The organism is Microcoleus sp. B3-A4, from assembly GCF_036705385.1.
GTDB lineage: Bacteria > Cyanobacteriota > Cyanobacteriia > Cyanobacteriales > Microcoleaceae > Microcoleus.
Genome location: NZ_JAUBUI010000016.1, coordinates 38,516 through 56,331 on the forward strand (window position 1 = coordinate 38,516; position 17,816 = coordinate 56,331).

A 17,816-nucleotide genomic window follows, 5' to 3' on the forward strand; every position below is an offset into this window, starting at 1 on the left:
CTATTTGGTCGTAGATCAAGAGTGAGCGCATCCTCCTATTGGCAGAATATTTCCTTTGTATTGCACCAGTAGAAACTGATCTTGCGATAGACTGAGGAGAACAGTTAAGCTTTTGTGCAAGAGCCGCACAATGGCGATCGGCATTGTTCAACTCCCACAAATCATCTGTTCGAGTCAGCCTTCTCACCAACTTAAGGTAGCGCATATGACACAGCAGCATCCGCCAGCTCCTCGCCCGCCCGTACCCGGAGCTCCCCCCCTGCCAGGAATACCCCGCCCTCCAGCTCCAGGGATGCCCCCCAGAGCAGCAGGAATGCCGCCCGCACCGCCGCCCGCACCAGCACCAGCACCAGCACCAGCACCGCCGCCGCAATCCTTCGCCACACCTAAAAACCCGATCTCTAGCAGCGGCGGAGTTCCGAGTTTGAAAGAGCTAGTAATCCGAGCCAAAGAAGAAGGAGTATCCGACCTTCACCTCGGAGTAAACGAAGTTCCCCGCTTCCGCACCCGGGGCGAGATTGCCGACATCGGCTATCCACCGACGGATTTAGATACGTTTTTTGGCTGGTTGCGCGAGTGCATGAGCGATGAAGAAATTGAAATTTTCCAAAAAACTCTAGACTTTGACGGCGCTTTTGACTTCGGGTTCGTCCGCATTCGGATCAGTTGCATGGACTCCTTGGCCGGCCCGGCAATGGTGCTGCGGCTAATTCCTGCCAAAATAATGACACTGGAGGAATTGAAACTGCCGGAGGTATTTAGGAAAATATGCGGCTACCACAAAGGGCTGATTTTAGTGACAGGCCCGACAGGTTCGGGTAAGTCTACCACCTTGGCCGCGATGATCGACTACATCAATAAGAATAAAGCCTACAACATCATCACGATCGAAGACCCCGTAGAATTCGTACACGAAAGCAAAAAATCCTTGATCAAGCACCGGGAAGTCGGCAGGCACACCCTCAAGTTTATGAGCGCTCTCAAAGGCGCTCTGCGACAAGACCCGGATATGCTGCTAGTAGGAGAAATTCGGGACAGAGAGACGGTGGAAATCGCCCTCAAAGCTTCTCAAACCGGTCACTTAGTTGCAGGAACCCTGCACACCAACAGTGCGGTTAAAACCCTGAACCGGATTCTGGATATGTTCGGGGCGGAAGAACAGGATGCCATACGGGTTTCAATTTCCGAATCCCTAGTGGCGATTATTGCTCAACTGCTGTGCAAAACCACAGACGGGAAGCGGGCTGCTTTCCACGACGTTATGATCAATACCGACGTGGTTAAGGAATACATTCTGAAGGGTCAGAATGAGGAAATCAATCAAATCATGATCAAAGATACTTATGAAGGCATGACGACGATGAATAAGTCGCTCTACGGCCTTTATCAAGAAGGTCGGATTACTGAAGAACTTTGTGTAGAGAACTCGCCGTTCCCGAACGAAATGGCTCAGATGCTCCGAGGTCGAGTCTAAAGGTCGAGTGTTAACAGTTAACAGTTAAAAGTTAACTTTTAACTGTTAACTTTTATTGGTGTACTGAATTGAAAGTCGATCGCCCGATTTTGCCAGAAATTTTCAAAGGTATTGCGCTGTTTACACCAGGGGGAGACTTAATCTATTGCATAGACCCCCGCAAGCAAACTCACTGGCACTTGCAGTTGTGCGTAGCTCTACAGGAGCTCCTCGGTTTGTCCGAACCGCCGCATTTTCTGATACCTTGCTACACGGCAACCGTTGACTCCTGGCTCGATCCAGGCGACCGGCAGGTGCGGGTTGCTGCCGAGGCCTACCCCCTCGTGCTGCGACATCAAACGCTGCTGAACGCCATTTTTGGGACTGGCGACTTAGTGTGGCACCCCCGCAGCGAAGAAATGTGCGAACCAATGGCGATCGCTACTTATCACGAAGAATTCCCCGAACTTTGGGAAAATCACGACTTAGTTGTACAGTATGCCAGCGCCGAAGCTCGATCGGACTGGAGCAGTTCGATCGTAACTCCCTTGGGCTTTCCGCAATCGCAGCAGACTCGGCTTCCCAAACCAACAGCACTCATCCCACCGCCACAAACTCAAGGGTACGTTTTGCGTCTGTTTGTTTCCGGCAGCAACCCCAGTACCGAACGCACCCTCGAAACTTTACACCAGTTCTTAGAGAAAGGCCTCGATCGTCCCTACACTTTAAAAGTAATTGATGTTTTGAAACATCCAGAACAAGCTGAGGCAGATCAGATTTCAGCAACTCCTACTTTGATTAAAATCTGGCCGAAACCCGTGCGACGAATTGTCGGCGAATTGAACGATAATGAAAAAATAGTGCGGCTGCTGAGCTATTCGGAATTTTAGATTGGGGCGAGGATTTTTGCGATTATTTAATACGGGCGATCGCGGTTTTAGTAGCGATGGAATTAACAACATTTAGTAATTCAGTCCTGGACGCAAAAAGTGGTTTGACGTTCTACTTATATCGGTCAGGTGTTCTTGGGCTGTACACCCTAAATATAGAGGTTCTGCATCCAGGAGTGAATTGCGGGTGAGGCACTGCACCCACCGCGAATAATTAGGGTAACTTACTTGGCTTGAAAATTGTTGTAAGGTGCGCCGAAGAGCACCCTACTTTACCACAATCAATCTGGCAATCAGGAGAATTGAAAACCGTGCCTGATGTCAAAAAGGTCGATCGGCTTACTCAGGCAAACAAACATCGGGAGGGCACAAATTGGGGAAATCCAAAGTTGTGACTTCCAGCGTATCCAACTCAACTCTCCGAATTACATGATTGTTCGTATCAGCAACAAACAAGTGAGGCCCGATCGCACTCAACCCTGAAGGTTCAAAAAATCGAGCCTTGAGACCTTTAGCATCAACCAAACCTGCTGTACCATCTCCAATCATGGTTCTGCACGTACCGCCCCGGTGGTCGATCCGCTTAATTTTGTGATTGTAAGTATCAGCCACCCAGAGGTAATTTTGAGCGTATTCAACACCCAAACAGTGCTGCAACCTGACCTCATCACCGCGACCATCTTTATCCCCAAAACCAAACAATTCACCGCTACCGCAAACAGTGCGAACCTTCGGGTCTTCATCTATACCCACAGCACGAATCGAACTAATTTCGCTGTCGGCAACAAACAACTCCGATCGATCCGTAGCGAGGCCGCTGGGCTGAGAAAAAGCAGATTCTGCAAGACTCCCGTCCACACAGGATTCTCGGCCAATACCCGCATAAGTGCCGATCGTGCCAGTGTCTAACTGCATTTCCCAAATTTGGTGGGAACCCGCCATTGCAATAAAAAGTCTATTTCCAACTCTTTCTAAATCCCAAGGCGAATTCAATTGCGTTTCTAAACCCTTGCCGCTGCGGGGTGAAATTTCGTGACTTTGTTCGCCGGTACCAGCAACAGTTTCTACCCGTTGAGTCGTAAAATCAATCTTTCTGAGAGCATGATTTTCCGTATCCGCAACATATAGAATTTGACTTTCTGCATCAAAAGCCATACCTTGAGGTGCAAAAAATTCAGCCTCTTCAAAGCCCCCATCAGTTAAACCCGGTTTGCCACTACCGATAACGTGCAGCACCTCACCTTCGAGGGTGCTGACCACAATCCTATTGTGTCCTGAATCCGCAATAAATAAGCAAGAACCAACTAAGTTTTGTATGACTGAATTAGCAGGTCCGGGCAATACAGTTTCATCTACAGATTCATTCTCTTGACTCATTTCGCCCAAAAGCGCGCCCTGTTGGTGAAGATGTTTTGCCTCCGTTGCAGCGATCGCAAATGCCAGCACTTTACCGGGAAAAGCTAGCGGTGTTGATACAGGTTTGCGCTGTTTTTCTAAGCGAAAACTGAGTTGTTTAAAGTTAAGTGCATTTTTATCTTTGTATTCAGCAATTAACTTGCCAACTAACTCGTCAAGTGCTTCTCTATTGCCTTCGCCGGAAACAAAGCCAACGACATAACTTTCAGGATCGATCACCATTAAAGTCGGCCAAGCGCGAACCGCGTAGCTTTGCCAAACTTTCATGCCGCTGTCAACGATTACAGGATGTTCGATATCGTAGCGAAGGATAGCTTGGCGGATGTTTTCTACTTCTTTTTCGTTTTCAAATTTAGCCGAGTGAACGCCGATAACCGTGAGGGAATCTTTATATTTTTGTTCGAGGTATTTTAAGTCTGGGAGGACGTGCAAGCAGTTGATGCAGCAGTACGTCCAGAAGTCGAGGAGGACGACCCGGCCTTTTAGAGATTCAATGGATAAAGGTTTGTCGGTGTTTAACCAGGGGTAGTTTCCGGGGAATTCTGGTGCTCTGACGCGAGGCATGGCATCTCCTGGGTAGGATGTGAATGATTTTTTTACTTCTTTAATTTAGCGGGAAGTTTCGCGGCATGGGGAAAAAGCTGGTTAAACCTGGGCTTTTGGACACAGCCAAGATGCCATTGCCACCAGAGGCGAGTGAGTTCAGTGCTCATATTGCCACTTTGAATACTTTAGTCTGTAGAACTTTTGTATTCAAAACCTTACTATTTTTCTCTATGCAGCCTAGCAAACTAGATCAAACTTTAGGACTAGAAATACAACGTCGTCGCATAGAGAAACGTTGGTCACAAGAATATCTGGCAGAAGTCACAGGTCTGCACAGAACCTATATCAGCCAGCTTGAGCGAGGGCTGAAAAGTCCATCTGTTAGAGTTCTTAGTCACATTACAAATGCTCTGGACATAACAATGGGTGAATTTTTACGAATTGTAGAGGAACTCTTGAGTGCTGACGGAAAACGAGATTGAAAGATTGAGGCAAGCCATTATTGCTACCATTGCATCTCCAGTTATAGGCTCGATAGAGGATTATACTTGGGAAGCTATTTTTCATTATGTCAAGCATATTCCTTTATCAGATCCAGCATTAGGACGTAGCAAACTCCTCTATGATGCTGTTGACACCACGACTGCAAGTGGTTGGTCACTCAAATCTCTTCAACTGAATACTCTTACTGTTGTAAACACATTTTTGTTTGTCATTCAGAGAGCAGATGTTATCAAAAAGGCTGCCAAACTTGGTTTTCCTGGTTTGACCGAACAATCCTCACCTGCTGAACTCGGAGCAGCTATTGTTCAGCATTGGAACGAGAAAATTATATCGAGTCAAGCAGCACAGAGCATTACCAATAGCTATGAAGGCATACTGCTCAAAACCATTAGAGGATATGAATATATTTACTGTGAATTCCCTCTTAATCCACTTGACCCAAATGCTTTTTCTTGGGCTTGGACAGTTGATAGAGTTACTGGAAGAGCGGGATCAGGCCTACAAGGCAATGTTGCAGGTAAGCTAGAGTTAGTTTGGTACAAGAATCAAAAGCAACTTTTTAGAGCTAGAACCATTCCTCCCGAAGCAGTTCACATCAGGGTTAAGCGAACTCGTATTACACTTGATCGATATGTGCAAACAGTTCTCTCAGCTTTGCAAGAGCAACTTAGTACACAGTCTTTTGACAGTGAACTTGGAGAATAGATGCAGCTATTGCTTTACCTAGAAGTGGGGGTACTGATTCTCCGATTTGAGAAGCCATATCAGTGTATGTTCCCAGAAAGTGAAAGTTATCTGGGTAAGAGTGCAATCTTGCAGCTTCACGGATTGTAATTGTCCGATCTTGGGTGGGATGAAAAAACCTGCCCGATCCGGGATGGAAAACCCACCTTGTGATAGTTCTTGCTGGTTTATCCCAGTAAAGCCTTCCATATGCACCGCTATAGTGCTTTTTAGGAGCTAATTCTGGTGGCAAGTCTCTAGCATCTTGCCCTTCACTAAGAAGACGCACTCTTGACATTTGAATGGGACTCAAAGCACGAGCAACGTGATTGAAAAGTTTCGTACTTCCATTACGTATCATTGCTTGGTACGCAGTTTGGGGTGGAAAAGGATAAACTTCAGCATTATATTCCTCTCCTGCGTGCAATAACGGCAAATCTCCAATCGCATCTCTAACTGTGACGACTGAAGAAATGTTTGATTCTAGGAGACTAAGTTGGTAAAAAGATTTAGTAGCTCTGTAATCGCTTCTAATCTCGCCAGCGTGTGTAGGTTCAGGGAATTGAAGTGGTTTATCTAAACTAGCCAGGAAAAAAGCCCTTGATCTGGTCTGCGGTACTCCATAATGCGCGGAGTTTAGTGAGCCATAAGTGACTTTATAACCTTGCGACTCAAGTTGCTGTGTAATTTCATTCTTAACTACACCACCATAAGCTTTCAATATTTCAGGTACGTTCTCCATAACAACGTAAAGGGGTCTAAATTCCTGTACGAATTCTAAAAATGTCCGATATAACTGATTGCGAGAGTCGCTGAGGTAGCGATAGTCAGCAGGAATATTTCTTGAAAATCCTTGGCATGGGGGGCCGCCTATCAACGCTGTTAGTTCCTCCCTCTGCAAACCCAAACATAATCGCAAATCTAAAGGATTGACCTCACGTATATCCTGATGAACAATTTTGGTGTTTGGATAATTATGCTTATAGGTCGCTAGAGCTTTCGCATCCACCTCGATCGCACATAAAGATTCAAAACCAGCCAGGTGAAATCCTGTAGTCAAGCCACCCGCACCAGAAAATAAGTCAATAGTCTTATATGTCATCATCGAATACTATAGTATTAGGAAGCGATTGTCAACCAACTTCAGCAATTGGTATCTCTTGCTTCTGCTAAATTTTATGCTTGCTTTTCCCTGCAATTATTTTCCAAAATAACCCCTACACCGTTAATTTTATTCTGGTCGATCGCACTTGCGATCGACTTCACCCACACAAAATCTAACAGCAACCTCCGCCGTTATAATGCCAAGTCGAATCCGTAATTAACACCTTATCTGGCATTAATCCGCCCAACTTCCCAGCCGTTTTATCGCACACCGCCGCCGGAACTCCTCGCTGCAAAACGTGACCCGCCCCGTCATCAAACAGCTCTTCAGACCCCGCATAAATCGCAGTCTTGCCAGTAAAAATGCAAGCTCCATCATCCGGTACAGGAACTTTGAAAGACACCGAATCCAGGCTTTCTAACAGCAAATCCGCATCTAATTGATAATTGTGTTTGTCGAGCAGCCGGTAAGGACGGCGCGCCCGCACTTCGACTTGCCCAAAACCCACGTCTACAAGGTGTTGAACGTATTCTTCGTATGTCAAAGCGCCGGACAAACACAAGGCCCGCAAGCGATCGTCTTCCTTCAAATGCTGCGGAATGGGGCGAGTTGCGATCGGATCGCTCATCAACAACCTGCCACCGGGTTTTAATACCCGATAAGTCTCTTTTAATGCTTTAGCTAAATCCGCCGGTTCAAAGATATTAAACAAGCAGTTTTGAGCGACAACATCTACAGAAGCATCCGGCACTGGCAACGCAAAAGCATCGCCTTCACGAATTTCTACAAAACTCGCATCAAACCAATCATTTTCTTGGGCCGCAATTTGCAAGTTTCGTGCAGCCGCATCTCGCATTGCTGAAACCGGATCGACGGCAATAACCGCTCCTTTGTGTCTAGAAAAATATGCAAATTGTAGTGCTTCCAAGCCGCCGCCGACGCCTACATAAAGCACGAAGGGATTGCCGACAAGTTCGGCGGCGTGAACGGTAGTGCCGCAGCCGTAATTCATTTCTTGCATTTGTTCGGGAATTTTTAATCCTGGCAATTGCAAGGGACTGCTTTGAACGCAGCAAAGTCCGATTTGGGGTGTTTCGGCAACATCGCTGTAGAATTTGGCTGCTGTTTCGAGGTAGGTCATTTTTTAGTGTCCTAATTTTTTATTTTTGACCGCCGATGTAGGCAGATTTACGCGAATCAACGCAGATGAATGCAGAAAGTTTTTGTTAGGTGGCAAATTCGACTTTTTGTTCGGATTTGGGCTGATTTTCGGGTTCGGAAACGGTTGTTTCGGGAGGGGCTAATTCGCTGGTTGGCTGGCTAGGAGTCTCAGCGGCAACTGGTGGCGTTGGCGGTACAAGATTGGGAGACGGTTCTGGTATCGCGGGAGCAACTACTTTTGGTACTGGAGCTTTTTGTGTTATTTCTGGCAGGGTTGGTGGCTCTGAAGGATTAGCAGGTTGCGGTTCTTGACGCAAGAAGTTGCGGAACCGATTGTAGTATCCTTTATATTCCTGTTTCTTTGGTTGGCTAGATGCTGTTGGTGTCGGTTGTATTACTTGAACTGGAGCAACAACTTTGGGGGTTTCTAACTGTGGAGTTGCTGTCGGCGTCGGTTGTATTACTTGAACTGGAGTAACAACTTTGGGGGTTTCTACCTGTGGAGTTGCTGTCGGTGTCGGTTGTATTACTTGAATTGGTTCTACAACTTTCGGCGCTTCGAGTTGGGGGGTTGCTGTCGGTGTCGGTTCTATTACTTGAATGGGAGCAACTTCGGGAGCGACTGTTGGCTCTAAGCTCGGTTGGGTAACAGGGGTTTCTGGAACCGCTGGTGAGGGTTGGACAACTGGTGTTTTTTCTAATGCAGGTGTCGGTGTCGGTTCGGGGGTTGGGGTTGGTGTGGGCTTGGGGGCTTGGTAGCTACGATCGACTATAGCGCGAGTTTCTGATGTTGTTAGTTCGCCCCGCACTAATTTTGAAAGAGTGTCTTGGCCGAGCGGTTGGTAATTTATCAGTCTGGCTGTATTATTAAAGGCGTTTTTGACAATTTTTCCTCGTTCGTCAATTAATTCTAGCTGTACCCAGTTTTTCCCTGGTTTGAATCCTTTAAGATATATAGGTTGCCACTGGTCGATCGCAAAGCTTTCGCCGTTCACTGTGGCTCGAATTTTCCAATCGAGTATTTCATCTTGGGAATTTTCTTGCGCCACTTCGTGCGGGGGGGCATTTGTCAAGTAAAAGTCGAGCAGGATGGGTTCTGCCCCGTAGCTGCCTTGGGGGCTGTTGTACGTTAATAGGGGCAATGTTCGATCGGGATTATTGTTGTCAGTTTTGGTAAAAACGTGAAAGGTGGTTTGGGCCGCCGCACCTTCGTTTTTAAAGCTTTCTTCCCAAGGGCGAGCGGCGAACACCTGCAGGGTATGGGTTCCGGGTTCTAAGTCGGAGAGCGTTAAAGGTTGGTTGATGTCGTAAACTGCTGCATAAGGTTGGTTGTCTAATAAAACTTGCAGATGGGGGCCCAAACCCAAGTTTGCATCTTTGAAAATGGGCAAGTCCTTCACTTGGAACTGAACAGACACATTTATATCCTGAAGCACTTCGTCAGGTTTTGGATTCAAAATACTAATTTGAGGCTGGTAGATTTCTAGAGCCTGACGCAGTTGTTGAATGGCTTCTGGGGGAGAAACCTCTGAGATTCTGTTTACTGGGGCGGTAGCTGAGTCGCTCTTGTTCCCTGATTTGGGCAATTCGGGATGGCCGGCGCCACAACTTGCTAAACCCAAAATTAATATTGCTGCTGCGAACAATGCCAGCAGCCTGCCCGCAACCGTTCTGTGCCAATTGATCCCAATCACGCAACCATACTCCTAGAAGCCTTTTCATAGGGAACTATAGCCCAAAAATGAATTTAGTATTGGGGAATTGCCGCTCAGGAATTCCAAAGCCGCGTAGGAACCCGGATTGAGCCAGCAGCGGCAAACCCATCCTCTGGCACTCTTAATTCCTGCAGCCGTTTTCCAAAACATATATCTACAAATGAGTATTCCTAAATTACTTTATCTTTGAGTTTTGTAAAGTTAATGGCAGTACCCCTTGACTTTTTCGAGGGACTGTGGGATTTACAGGCGTTATTACATCAAGAATTGAGCCTTTTTTAAGTATTGTTAACAAGCGATTAATACTCCTCTAGCAAGCTTATAATTCATAAAACTCCCTCAAAAGGAGCAGCCGTATCAAGTCTGAATCAAGGACGCGATCGGCGGCTCATCTGGAGAGAAGAGTTGGCAGTACCCAGTCATATTGTTAGCGACACTGGGAAACTGGCTTCTTCAAAGAAGCAAAATGCTTGGGGAGACGATGCACCTGCGTCTAGCTCTGCAAAGAGTAAAGTGTAGTGCAGTGTCGGCTTTTTCGAGAATCCCCCGCCCCATCAAGCGCGGGGAGTGTCCGGTACATTATTCAGTTCTCGTTCCTTGTCTTACCGAGAGGAGAGTCTTCATGACCATTAGTCCTCCAGAGCGAGAGGTAAAAGCTAGGGTAGTAGTCGATAAGAATCCGGTTCCAACTTCTTTCGAGAAGTGGTCAAAACCCGGTCATTTTGATCGCACTCTAGCTAAGGGGCCAAAAACCACCACTTGGATTTGGAACCTCCACGCTAACGCTCACGACTTTGACAGTCATACAAGTGACTTAGAAGACGTTTCGCGCAAAATCTTTAGCGCTCACTTCGGCCACTTGGCAGTAATCTTCGTGTGGATCAGTGGCGCATATTTCCACGGCGCTAAATTTTCCAATTACGAAGCTTGGCTGACAAATCCTACAGCCATCAAGCCCAGCGCTCAAGTGGTCTGGCCGATTTTTGGTCAAGAAATTTTAAATGCAGATGTAGGCGGCGGCTTTCACGGAATTCAGATCACCTCTGGTCTATTCCAGTGGTGGCGCGCCAACGGCATCACTAACTCATACCAGCTATATTGCACTGCGATCGGCGCCCTGGTAATGGCAGCTCTGATGCTATTTGCCGGTTGGTTCCACTATCACGTCCGCGCTCCGAAACTGGAATGGTTCCAGAACGTGGAATCGATGATGAACCACCACTTGGCTGTGTTGTTGGGCTGCGGCTGCTTGGGCTACGCGGGACAGCAAATTCACGTGTCGCTGCCAATCAACGCTTGCATGGACGCGATCGATGCAGGTTCACCGCTGACAGTCGGCGGCAAGCTGATCAAAACAGTTGCCGACATCCCCCTGCCGCACGAGTGGATTTTGACACCGGGCTTGATGGCTGACATCTACCCGAGTTTCGCTAAAGGTTTAACCCCCTTCTTCACCCTCAACTGGGGCGCATACACAGACTTCCTGACCTTCAAAGGCGGTCTGAACCCGACCACAGGCGGTTTGTGGCTGACTGATACAACACACCACCACTTAGCTTTGGCAGTGCTGTTCATCGTCGCTGGTCATATGTACCGGACGAACTGGGGCATCGGCCACAGCATGAAAGAAATCCTAGAGAACCACAAAGGCCCCTTCACTGGTGAAGGTCACAAAGGTCTCTACGAAATCCTGACTAATTCTTGGCACGCGCAACTGGCCATTAACTTGGCACTGATGGGCTCTCTGAGCATCATCGTGGCTCACCACATGTACGCGATGCCTCCGTATCCGTACATCGCGACCGACTACCCGACTCAGTTGTCCATCTTCACCCACCACATGTGGATCGGCGGATTCCTGATCGTTGGAGGAGCCGCTCACGGAGCAATCTTCATGGTGCGGGACTACGAACCGAGCGGCAACGTCAACAACCTGCTCGATCGCGTGATCCGTCATAGAGATGCGATCATTTCCCACCTGAACTGGGTTTGTATATTCTTGGGCTTCCACAGCTTCGGTTTGTACGTCCACAACGACACGATGCGCGCTTTCGGTCGTCCTCAAGATTTGTTCTCGGATACCGGGATTCAATTGCGTCCGATATTTGCCCAGTGGGTGCAAAACATCCACGCCTTGGCTCCGGGCACAACAGCGCCTAATGCTACGGAAATCGTCAGCCACGCTTTTGGCGGCGGTGCAGTAGTAGTAGCCGGCAAAGTAGCGATGATGCCGATCGAGTTGGGTACGGCGGATTTCATGATCCACCACATCCACGCTTTCACCATTCACGTTACAGTCCTGATTCTCTTGAAAGGCGTGTTGTTTGCACGCAGTTCTCGCTTGATTCCTGACAAAGGCAACTTGGGTTTCCGGTTCCCTTGCGACGGCCCCGGCCGTGGCGGCACCTGCCAAGTTTCTGGTTGGGATCACGTGTTCCTAGGCTTGTTCTGGATGTACAACAGCATCTCGATCGTGATTTTCCACTTTAGCTGGAAAATGCAGTCGGACGTGTGGGGAACAGTATCGCCAGACGGCACAATTTCTCACATTACCGGCGGCAACTTCGCACAAAGTTCGATCACGATTAACGGCTGGTTGCGGGACTTCCTGTGGGCGCAAGCTTCTCAGGTGATTCAGTCCTACGGTTCGGCACTGTCGGCATACGGTCTGATGTTCCTAGCTGGACACTTCGTCTTCGCCTTCAGCTTGATGTTCCTGTTCAGCGGCCGCGGCTACTGGCAAGAACTGATTGAGTCGATTGTTTGGGCTCACAACAAGCTCAAGGTAGCTCCGTCGATTCAGCCTCGCGCTCTGAGCATTATTCAGGGTCGGGCTGTGGGTGTAGCTCACTACCTCCTAGGAGGAATTGTCACTACGTGGGCATTTTTCCTAGCGCGAATCATTTCGGTAGGGTAAACTACCCCTAGGTTTTGGATTCTCGATTTGGGAGGAATCTCAAATCGAGAATCCAAACTCCGAACCGAATCCCTTCAATTTTGTTCAGGATTCAGGATTAATCAAGGCTTATGGCAACGAAATTTCCAAAATTTAGCCAAGACCTTGCCCAAGACCCGACCACACGGCGGATCTGGTACGGGATTGCCACAGCACACGACTTTGAAAGCCACGATGGCATGACGGAAGAAAATCTTTACCAAAAGATTTTTGCTTCTCACTTCGGCCACATAGCAATCATTTTCCTGTGGACTTCGGGCAGCCTGTTCCACGTAGCATGGCAAGGTAACTTTGAACAGTGGATTAAAGACCCTCTAAACGTCCGCCCGATCGCTCACGCGATTTGGGACCCGCAATTCGGCGCTCCAGCAGTAGAAGCTTTCACTCAAGGTGGCGCTTCTAACCCAGTAGACATCTCTTACTCTGGTGTCTACCATTGGTGGTTCACCCAAGGGATTCGGACAAACGCCGACCTGTATCAAGGAGCTATCTTCTTGCTACTACTGGCCGCTGTCTTCCTGTTCGCAGGTTGGTTGCACCTCCAACCCAAGTACCGCCCTAGCTTGTCTTGGTTCAAAAATGCTGAATCTCGCCTCAACCACCACTTGGCTGGTTTGTTCGGTGTCAGCTCTTTGGCTTGGACTGGTCACATGGTTCACGTTGCTATCCCCGAATCTCGCGGACAGCACGTAGGTTGGGAAAACTTCTTGTCTACCCCGCCTCACCCGGCTGGTTTGGGTCCGTTCTTCAGTGGTAACTGGGGCGTATACGCCGAGAATCCAGATGCAGCGAACCATGTCTTCGGTACTTCCGAAGGCGCAGGAACCGCAATTCTGACTTTCTTGGGCGGCTTCCACCCTCAAACAGAATCCCTGTGGCTGACAGACATCGCTCACCACCACTTGGCGATCGCAGTTCTGTTTATCGTTGCCGGTCATATGTACCGGACTAACTTCGGTATCGGTCACAGCATCAAAGAGATGTTGGATTCTAAGGCTGGTTTGGTCGGCGGTAAGAGTGAAGGACAGTTCAACTTGCCTCACCAAGGCTTGTATGAAACCTACAACAACTCGCTGCACTTCCAACTGGGAATTCACCTCGCTGCTTTGGGCGTAATTACCTCCCTGGTAGCACAGCATATGTACGCGATGCCTCCCTACGCTTTCATGGCGAAGGACTTCACGACTCAGGCTGCGCTTTACACCCACCACCAGTACATTGCTGGATTCATCATGGTCGGCGCTTTCGCCCACGGAGCTATCTTCTTGGTGCGGGATTACGATCCTGAAGCAAACAAAGGCAACGTGCTCGATCGCGTGTTGCAGCACAAAGAAGCGATTATCTCTCACTTGAGCTGGGTGTCGCTGTTCTTGGGCTTCCACACTCTGGGCCTGTACGTTCACAATGACGTGGTAGTTGCTTTCGGAACTCCTGAAAAGCAAATCTTGATTGAACCAGTGTTCGCACAGTTCATCCAAGCTGCTCACGGAAAAGCTCTCTACGGCATGGATGTGCTGTTGTCTAACCCTGACAGCATTGCTTCTACCGCTTGGCCGAACTATGCTAACGTGTGGCTCCCAGGCTGGTTAGACGGGATTAACAGCGGTACTAATTCTCTGTTCTTGGCGATCGGACCTGGCGATTTCTTGGTTCACCACGCGATCGCACTAGGCTTGCACACCACCACCTTGATCTTGGTCAAGGGAGCTCTGGATGCACGCGGTACTAAGCTGATGCCGGACAAGAAAGACTTCGGTTATGCTTTCCCTTGCGACGGCCCCGGCCGCGGCGGTACTTGCGACATCTCTGCTTGGGACTCTTTCTTCCTGGCTATGTTCTGGATGCTGAACACCCTGGGTTGGGTAACGTTCTACTGGCACTGGAAGCACCTGGGCATCTGGCAAGGTAACGTGGCTCAGTTCAATGAGTCTTCTACCTACCTGATGGGCTGGTTCCGCGATTACCTCTGGCTGTATTCCGCTCAGTTGATCAACGGTTACAACCCGTATGGTACTAACAACTTGTCTGTCTGGTCTTGGATGTTCTTATTCGGACACCTTGTTTGGGCAACTGGTTTCATGTTCCTAATCTCTTGGAGAGGTTACTGGCAAGAGTTGATCGAGACTTTGGTTTGGGCTCACGAGCGCACTCCTTTGGCTAACTTGGTTCGCTGGAAAGACAAGCCTGTTGCTTTGTCCATCATCCAAGGTCGCGTTGTTGGTCTGGCTCACTTTACTGTGGGATACATACTCACTTACGCCGCCTTTGTAATTGCCTCGACGGCCGGGAAATTCGGGTAACTCTGAACTCTGGTTTCTAGGTAATTAACTAAAATCCCCCGCCTTCTAGCGGGGGATTTTTTTGTATAGCAGAAGGAAGTTCGGCAACGGATTGTGTAACGGATGTAACGGATGGATGGAATAAGATTGATGAGTCGAAGCTGCAGTTCGATTAATGTTAATCGGCGCGACAATGCGAAGTGGTTGGCTGAGTCGGTCAAGCAGGAATAAAAGTGCGATTAATCAGTCCTAAAAACCTTGAGGTCAAAGCTTTTCGCGGTAATTTGCACCTACAGAAAAATTTATAGTGCGAGCGGGGTAAAATTAGTAGTTATACCATTTTTTTAAAGATGTGACAGAGATAAAGAATGTAAAATCCAAGACCATCCGGTGAGAAAACCAATGACGCGATCGGTGAAAGATGCCAAAATTTCCTGGACTTTTGTGCGGAGTTCGTCAAGATTACTAAACACCGACCAAGCTAAAAAACCTTTGAGATATTCCCACACTCTTTCTGTAGGATTTACTTCAGGACAAGCGGGAGGTTGAAATAGTAAAATAACATTGTCGGGTAATTCAGATGAGCTTAAATTATGAGCGGGTGCGTTATCTACTTGAATGATGTGTAATTCATGAGGATATTGTATTGACAAAAGTTGTAAATATGCTTCAAAACAAACTTTGTCTAAATGCGAAAACTCCCAAAAAAAACTCTTTCCAGTAGGGATTGATACTGCCCCATACAGCCAAAAACACTCAAATTTCCATTGATGCTTCCCCATGGGCTTTACGCCTGAAAGCGTCAGCTTGCGCCGACGAATTGTATGCAGCCCTATCCGCGTTTCATCACTACACCAATAAGTGACTTTTTTATATTTGTTTACTTGAGGTAAAGCTTTGTGTAGTAAAGTTTTTATCTGTTGATGCAAGTTATTTTTAAATTCCTTAATCGCCGTAGATTTCTGAGAAATACTGCGAGGTCTTGGAATTTTTAATTTACTTTTTAATTCCCCTCTTACTAAAGAATAGACAGCCGAGTAACTACTGGCTATTCCTTTAATCAACCACAGCCAAAGATGAACTTCTTTATAACTCTTAAATCCTTCTGGGTCTCTCAACTCTTGTTGCAAGGTCGCTGCTATTTCAACTGAGAACTTTTTTGGGCGACCGAAAACCTGCCTATTTTTTAACAAGTTTTCCAGACCGCCCTTTCTATATTGGGAGAGCCAGCGATGAATCGTTGCTTCACTTTTACCTAAAACTGCGGATACTTCCCGCACAGTTTCTACTTGTTTTGACTGAAATAAATAAAGCATTTGAACTTTGTTATAAGCTAGGATTTTTTTTTGCTGTTTGAGGATTTCTCGTAAATTTTCTACAGATTCGGTAATCTTTATATGAGGACGACCAGACATTGTAATTCTCGCCTTTACTTTTTACACAAGTCTATCACATCTTTAAAAAAATGGTATTAGGTTCCCAAGTTTCGGGGATAAGTGGTTTATCGAGAGGACTGGGTTGTGAATACAATTATTGACACACAAGTGCTTTCATATCGTTTCAAGGAGATTGAGAACGATGTCCACGACGGAAGCCGAGCTATTTCATCAATTACAGCTAATGAATTTTTACTGGCTCAGCCCAGAGACTCAAAGCAACCTGACTACTACATTCTTCATCCAGCTAGATACTCGGTACTAAATTCAGAAGAGCCTGATTTTGGTATTCCCGAGCATTTTGGAAATCCTAAATGGGCCAAGGGAGGTGCTTGTCGGACAGACCAAGTGATTATCGACTTTGGCAGTCAGTTCTCTGCATATCGTGAGTTTGGAAACGAAGCAATTGCTGAGGTTATTAACAAAAAAAACTATGGCGTATATGAACTGAGTGTTTCTCATTTATCTAAACAAAAGCAGAAGTACCTGAAAAAACGGTTGAAATATATTTTGGATAATAATTATCGTTGTTACTCTATAACTAGAGCGACAATAGAAAATGGGTTAACTCTGTTTTCAGAGTTTGCTGCTAAACATAACTGCAAAAGCAATATTCGTAATACTATCAATGACATCTTAATACTGGCGACTGCTGTTGACCGACAAAAGAAATTTATAACATATGATAATCTGCTAAATCGTTTTGCTGCTGAGTATTATGAGGCGCGATCTCACCAAAACGAAGATGAATTGATCATCGATTTTTCAGAGGAGACAACTGAAAGTAGAAAAAGTAAGGAAAGTAAAGGATATGTCAATAGGGGTTGGAGTTACTCGGTTCGTAATAACCGAGAGGTACAGGGAACCTAACAACCCGCTTGCACCCGACCGCATTAAGGTTGTCTGTTGGAACCAATAAGGTATCCGTGATGGGTGAAGCGAAAGGTTATGGCATGGTTCTTACAACTATAGTGGCTGTAGGAGCGCTCGCCCTTTTCACTTCACCCAAATGGCGATCGCCCTTTTCCCCTCAAATCTCGCCCTTCACCTGCATCTGATGTACTTTATCTGCCAACTCTTGCAAGCGCTTTTCGTCCAACTCGTCAATCGCCAGCATCCCTACATAAATGATTTCCTTCAGCGTTAGTCGGGTTGCTAGCGCCTTTTTCTGCACAATTTCCTTGATGATGGGGCTCACCCCGATGGCGGTACTGGCTCTAGTCACAAAGGTAACGGGAGATTAACAACTTTGACTAAATCTTAGCACCTTTAAGCTGAGCTTTTATCTGCGATGCAAAATGCTTAAGCGCGTCTTGACAAGACGAAGCAAAAAGTTTATAGTGGAAACGTGGAAAGGCCGATCGACCTATTCCTTCAAAACCTCAACCAAATCCTCAATCATCACATCAAAAGTGCGAGCTAACTTCCGCAGGCAAGTAAAGTCAACCATTGCCATTTCAGGACGACGAGCATAGCTTCTGACAGTGCTATAAATTACCCCGGAACGATCTGATACTTCCTTAAGCGTCCACCCCTTCTCCGCCGCTAGTTCCCGAATTTTTAGCCTGACTAAACCCATGCTTGACAGTTGATGGAATTCTAAGGTTGACCCACCATGATATCAGAAAATCA

Annotated in this window: 14 protein-coding genes; 7 read left to right on the forward strand and 7 right to left on the reverse strand. The window is 47.1% G+C overall.

The features are described from left to right. Positions 1 to 205 precede the first annotated feature (205 nt). Both QUB33_RS09760 and QUB33_RS09765 read left to right on the forward strand, forming a co-directional pair. Positions 206 to 1,474 carry a type IV pilus twitching motility protein PilT gene (locus QUB33_RS09760; protein WP_333349931.1) on the forward strand — a complete coding sequence of 423 codons (1,269 nt, stop codon included), beginning with the start codon at positions 206 to 208 and terminating at the stop codon, positions 1,472 to 1,474. A 68-nt stretch (positions 1,475 to 1,542) separates the two neighbouring features. Continuing rightward, entirely contained in the window at positions 1,543 to 2,343 is an 801-nt protein-coding gene (locus QUB33_RS09765; RefSeq protein ID WP_333349846.1) for a circadian clock KaiB family protein, read from the forward strand. 339 nt (positions 2,344 to 2,682) lie between these two features. Here QUB33_RS09765 and QUB33_RS09770 read toward each other — a convergent pair whose 3' ends face one another. After that, entirely contained in the window at positions 2,683 to 4,323 is a 1,641-nt protein-coding gene (locus QUB33_RS09770; protein ID WP_333349848.1) for a thioredoxin-like domain-containing protein, read from the reverse strand. Positions 4,324 to 4,388: 65 nt separating this feature from the next. Here QUB33_RS09770 and QUB33_RS09775 point away from each other — a divergent pair, with 65 nt between their 5' ends. Together QUB33_RS09775 and QUB33_RS09780 are read left to right on the forward strand one after the other, a co-directional pair. Then, complete coding sequence (locus QUB33_RS09775) at positions 4,389 to 4,787, forward strand: helix-turn-helix transcriptional regulator (RefSeq protein ID WP_333349850.1); 399 nt, start codon at positions 4,389 to 4,391, stop codon at positions 4,785 to 4,787. Then, positions 4,765 to 5,514, forward strand: a complete 750-nt coding sequence (locus tag QUB33_RS09780; RefSeq protein WP_333349852.1) for a hypothetical protein — start codon at positions 4,765 to 4,767, stop codon at positions 5,512 to 5,514. Before QUB33_RS09775 ends, QUB33_RS09780 begins: the two co-directional genes overlap by 23 nt. On the opposite strand, the gene QUB33_RS09785 is transcribed toward QUB33_RS09780, so the two are convergent. From QUB33_RS09785 to QUB33_RS09795, 3 genes are all read right to left on the reverse strand, one after another. Then, entirely contained in the window at positions 5,477 to 6,637 is a 1,161-nt protein-coding gene (locus tag QUB33_RS09785; RefSeq protein WP_333349854.1) for a DNA cytosine methyltransferase, read from the reverse strand. The genes QUB33_RS09780 and QUB33_RS09785 overlap by 38 nt on opposite strands. A gap of 172 nt (positions 6,638 to 6,809) precedes the next feature. Then, positions 6,810 to 7,778: an arsenosugar biosynthesis arsenite methyltransferase ArsM gene (arsM, locus tag QUB33_RS09790; protein WP_333349856.1), complete on the reverse strand. Its 969-nt coding sequence runs from the start codon at positions 7,776 to 7,778 to the stop codon at positions 6,810 to 6,812. Positions 7,779 to 7,863: 85 nt separating this feature from the next. Continuing rightward, on the reverse strand, positions 7,864 to 9,492 hold the full coding sequence (locus QUB33_RS09795; RefSeq protein ID WP_333349858.1) for a hypothetical protein: 1,629 nt from the start codon (positions 9,490 to 9,492) through the stop codon (positions 7,864 to 7,866). Between the two features lie 643 nt (positions 9,493 to 10,135). On the opposite strand from QUB33_RS09795, the gene psaA reads away from it, so the two are divergent. Then, entirely contained in the window at positions 10,136 to 12,430 is a 2,295-nt protein-coding gene (gene psaA / locus QUB33_RS09800; RefSeq protein ID WP_333349860.1) for a photosystem I core protein PsaA, read from the forward strand. Positions 12,431 to 12,540: 110 nt separating this feature from the next. After that, positions 12,541 to 14,769, forward strand: a complete 2,229-nt coding sequence (gene psaB / locus QUB33_RS09805; RefSeq protein ID WP_333349862.1) for a photosystem I core protein PsaB — start codon at positions 12,541 to 12,543, stop codon at positions 14,767 to 14,769. A gap of 323 nt (positions 14,770 to 15,092) precedes the next feature. Here psaB and QUB33_RS09810 read toward each other — a convergent pair whose 3' ends face one another. Next, entirely contained in the window at positions 15,093 to 16,163 is a 1,071-nt protein-coding gene (locus tag QUB33_RS09810; protein ID WP_333349865.1) for an IS630 family transposase, read from the reverse strand. Positions 16,164 to 16,268: 105 nt separating this feature from the next. Here QUB33_RS09810 and QUB33_RS09815 point away from each other — a divergent pair, with 105 nt between their 5' ends. After that, positions 16,269 to 17,054, forward strand: coding sequence for a hypothetical protein (locus QUB33_RS09815; RefSeq protein ID WP_333349867.1), 786 nt, complete (start codon positions 16,269 to 16,271; stop codon positions 17,052 to 17,054). Between the two features lie 160 nt (positions 17,055 to 17,214). Here the strand turns inward: QUB33_RS09815 and QUB33_RS09820 are convergent, their stop codons facing one another. Further along, a complete protein-coding gene (locus QUB33_RS09820) occupies positions 17,215 to 17,409 on the reverse strand; it encodes a hypothetical protein (protein WP_333178469.1) in 195 nt (64 codons plus the stop codon). A 141-nt stretch (positions 17,410 to 17,550) separates the two neighbouring features. After that, on the reverse strand, positions 17,551 to 17,763 hold the full coding sequence (locus tag QUB33_RS09825; protein WP_333349869.1) for a helix-turn-helix transcriptional regulator: 213 nt from the start codon (positions 17,761 to 17,763) through the stop codon (positions 17,551 to 17,553). Positions 17,764 to 17,816 lie beyond the last annotated feature (53 nt).

Coding starts and splice junctions, on each gene's coding strand:
- QUB33_RS09770 (WP_333349848.1), bottom strand. CDS start 4,323: ATGCCTCGCGTCAGAGCACCAGAATTCCCCGGAAACTACCCCTGGTTA.
- QUB33_RS09785 (WP_333349854.1), bottom strand. CDS start 6,637: ATGATGACATATAAGACTATTGACTTATTTTCTGGTGCGGGTGGCTTG.
- QUB33_RS09760 (WP_333349931.1), top strand. CDS start 206: ATGACACAGCAGCATCCGCCAGCTCCTCGCCCGCCCGTACCCGGAGCT.
- QUB33_RS09775 (WP_333349850.1), top strand. CDS start 4,389: ATGGGGAAAAAGCTGGTTAAACCTGGGCTTTTGGACACAGCCAAGATG.
- QUB33_RS09810 (WP_333349865.1), bottom strand. CDS start 16,163: ATGTCTGGTCGTCCTCATATAAAGATTACCGAATCTGTAGAAAATTTA.
- arsM (WP_333349856.1), bottom strand. CDS start 7,778: ATGACCTACCTCGAAACAGCAGCCAAATTCTACAGCGATGTTGCCGAA.
- QUB33_RS09825 (WP_333349869.1), bottom strand. CDS start 17,763: ATGGGTTTAGTCAGGCTAAAAATTCGGGAACTAGCGGCGGAGAAGGGG.
- psaA (WP_333349860.1), top strand. CDS start 10,136: ATGACCATTAGTCCTCCAGAGCGAGAGGTAAAAGCTAGGGTAGTAGTC.
- psaB (WP_333349862.1), top strand. CDS start 12,541: ATGGCAACGAAATTTCCAAAATTTAGCCAAGACCTTGCCCAAGACCCG.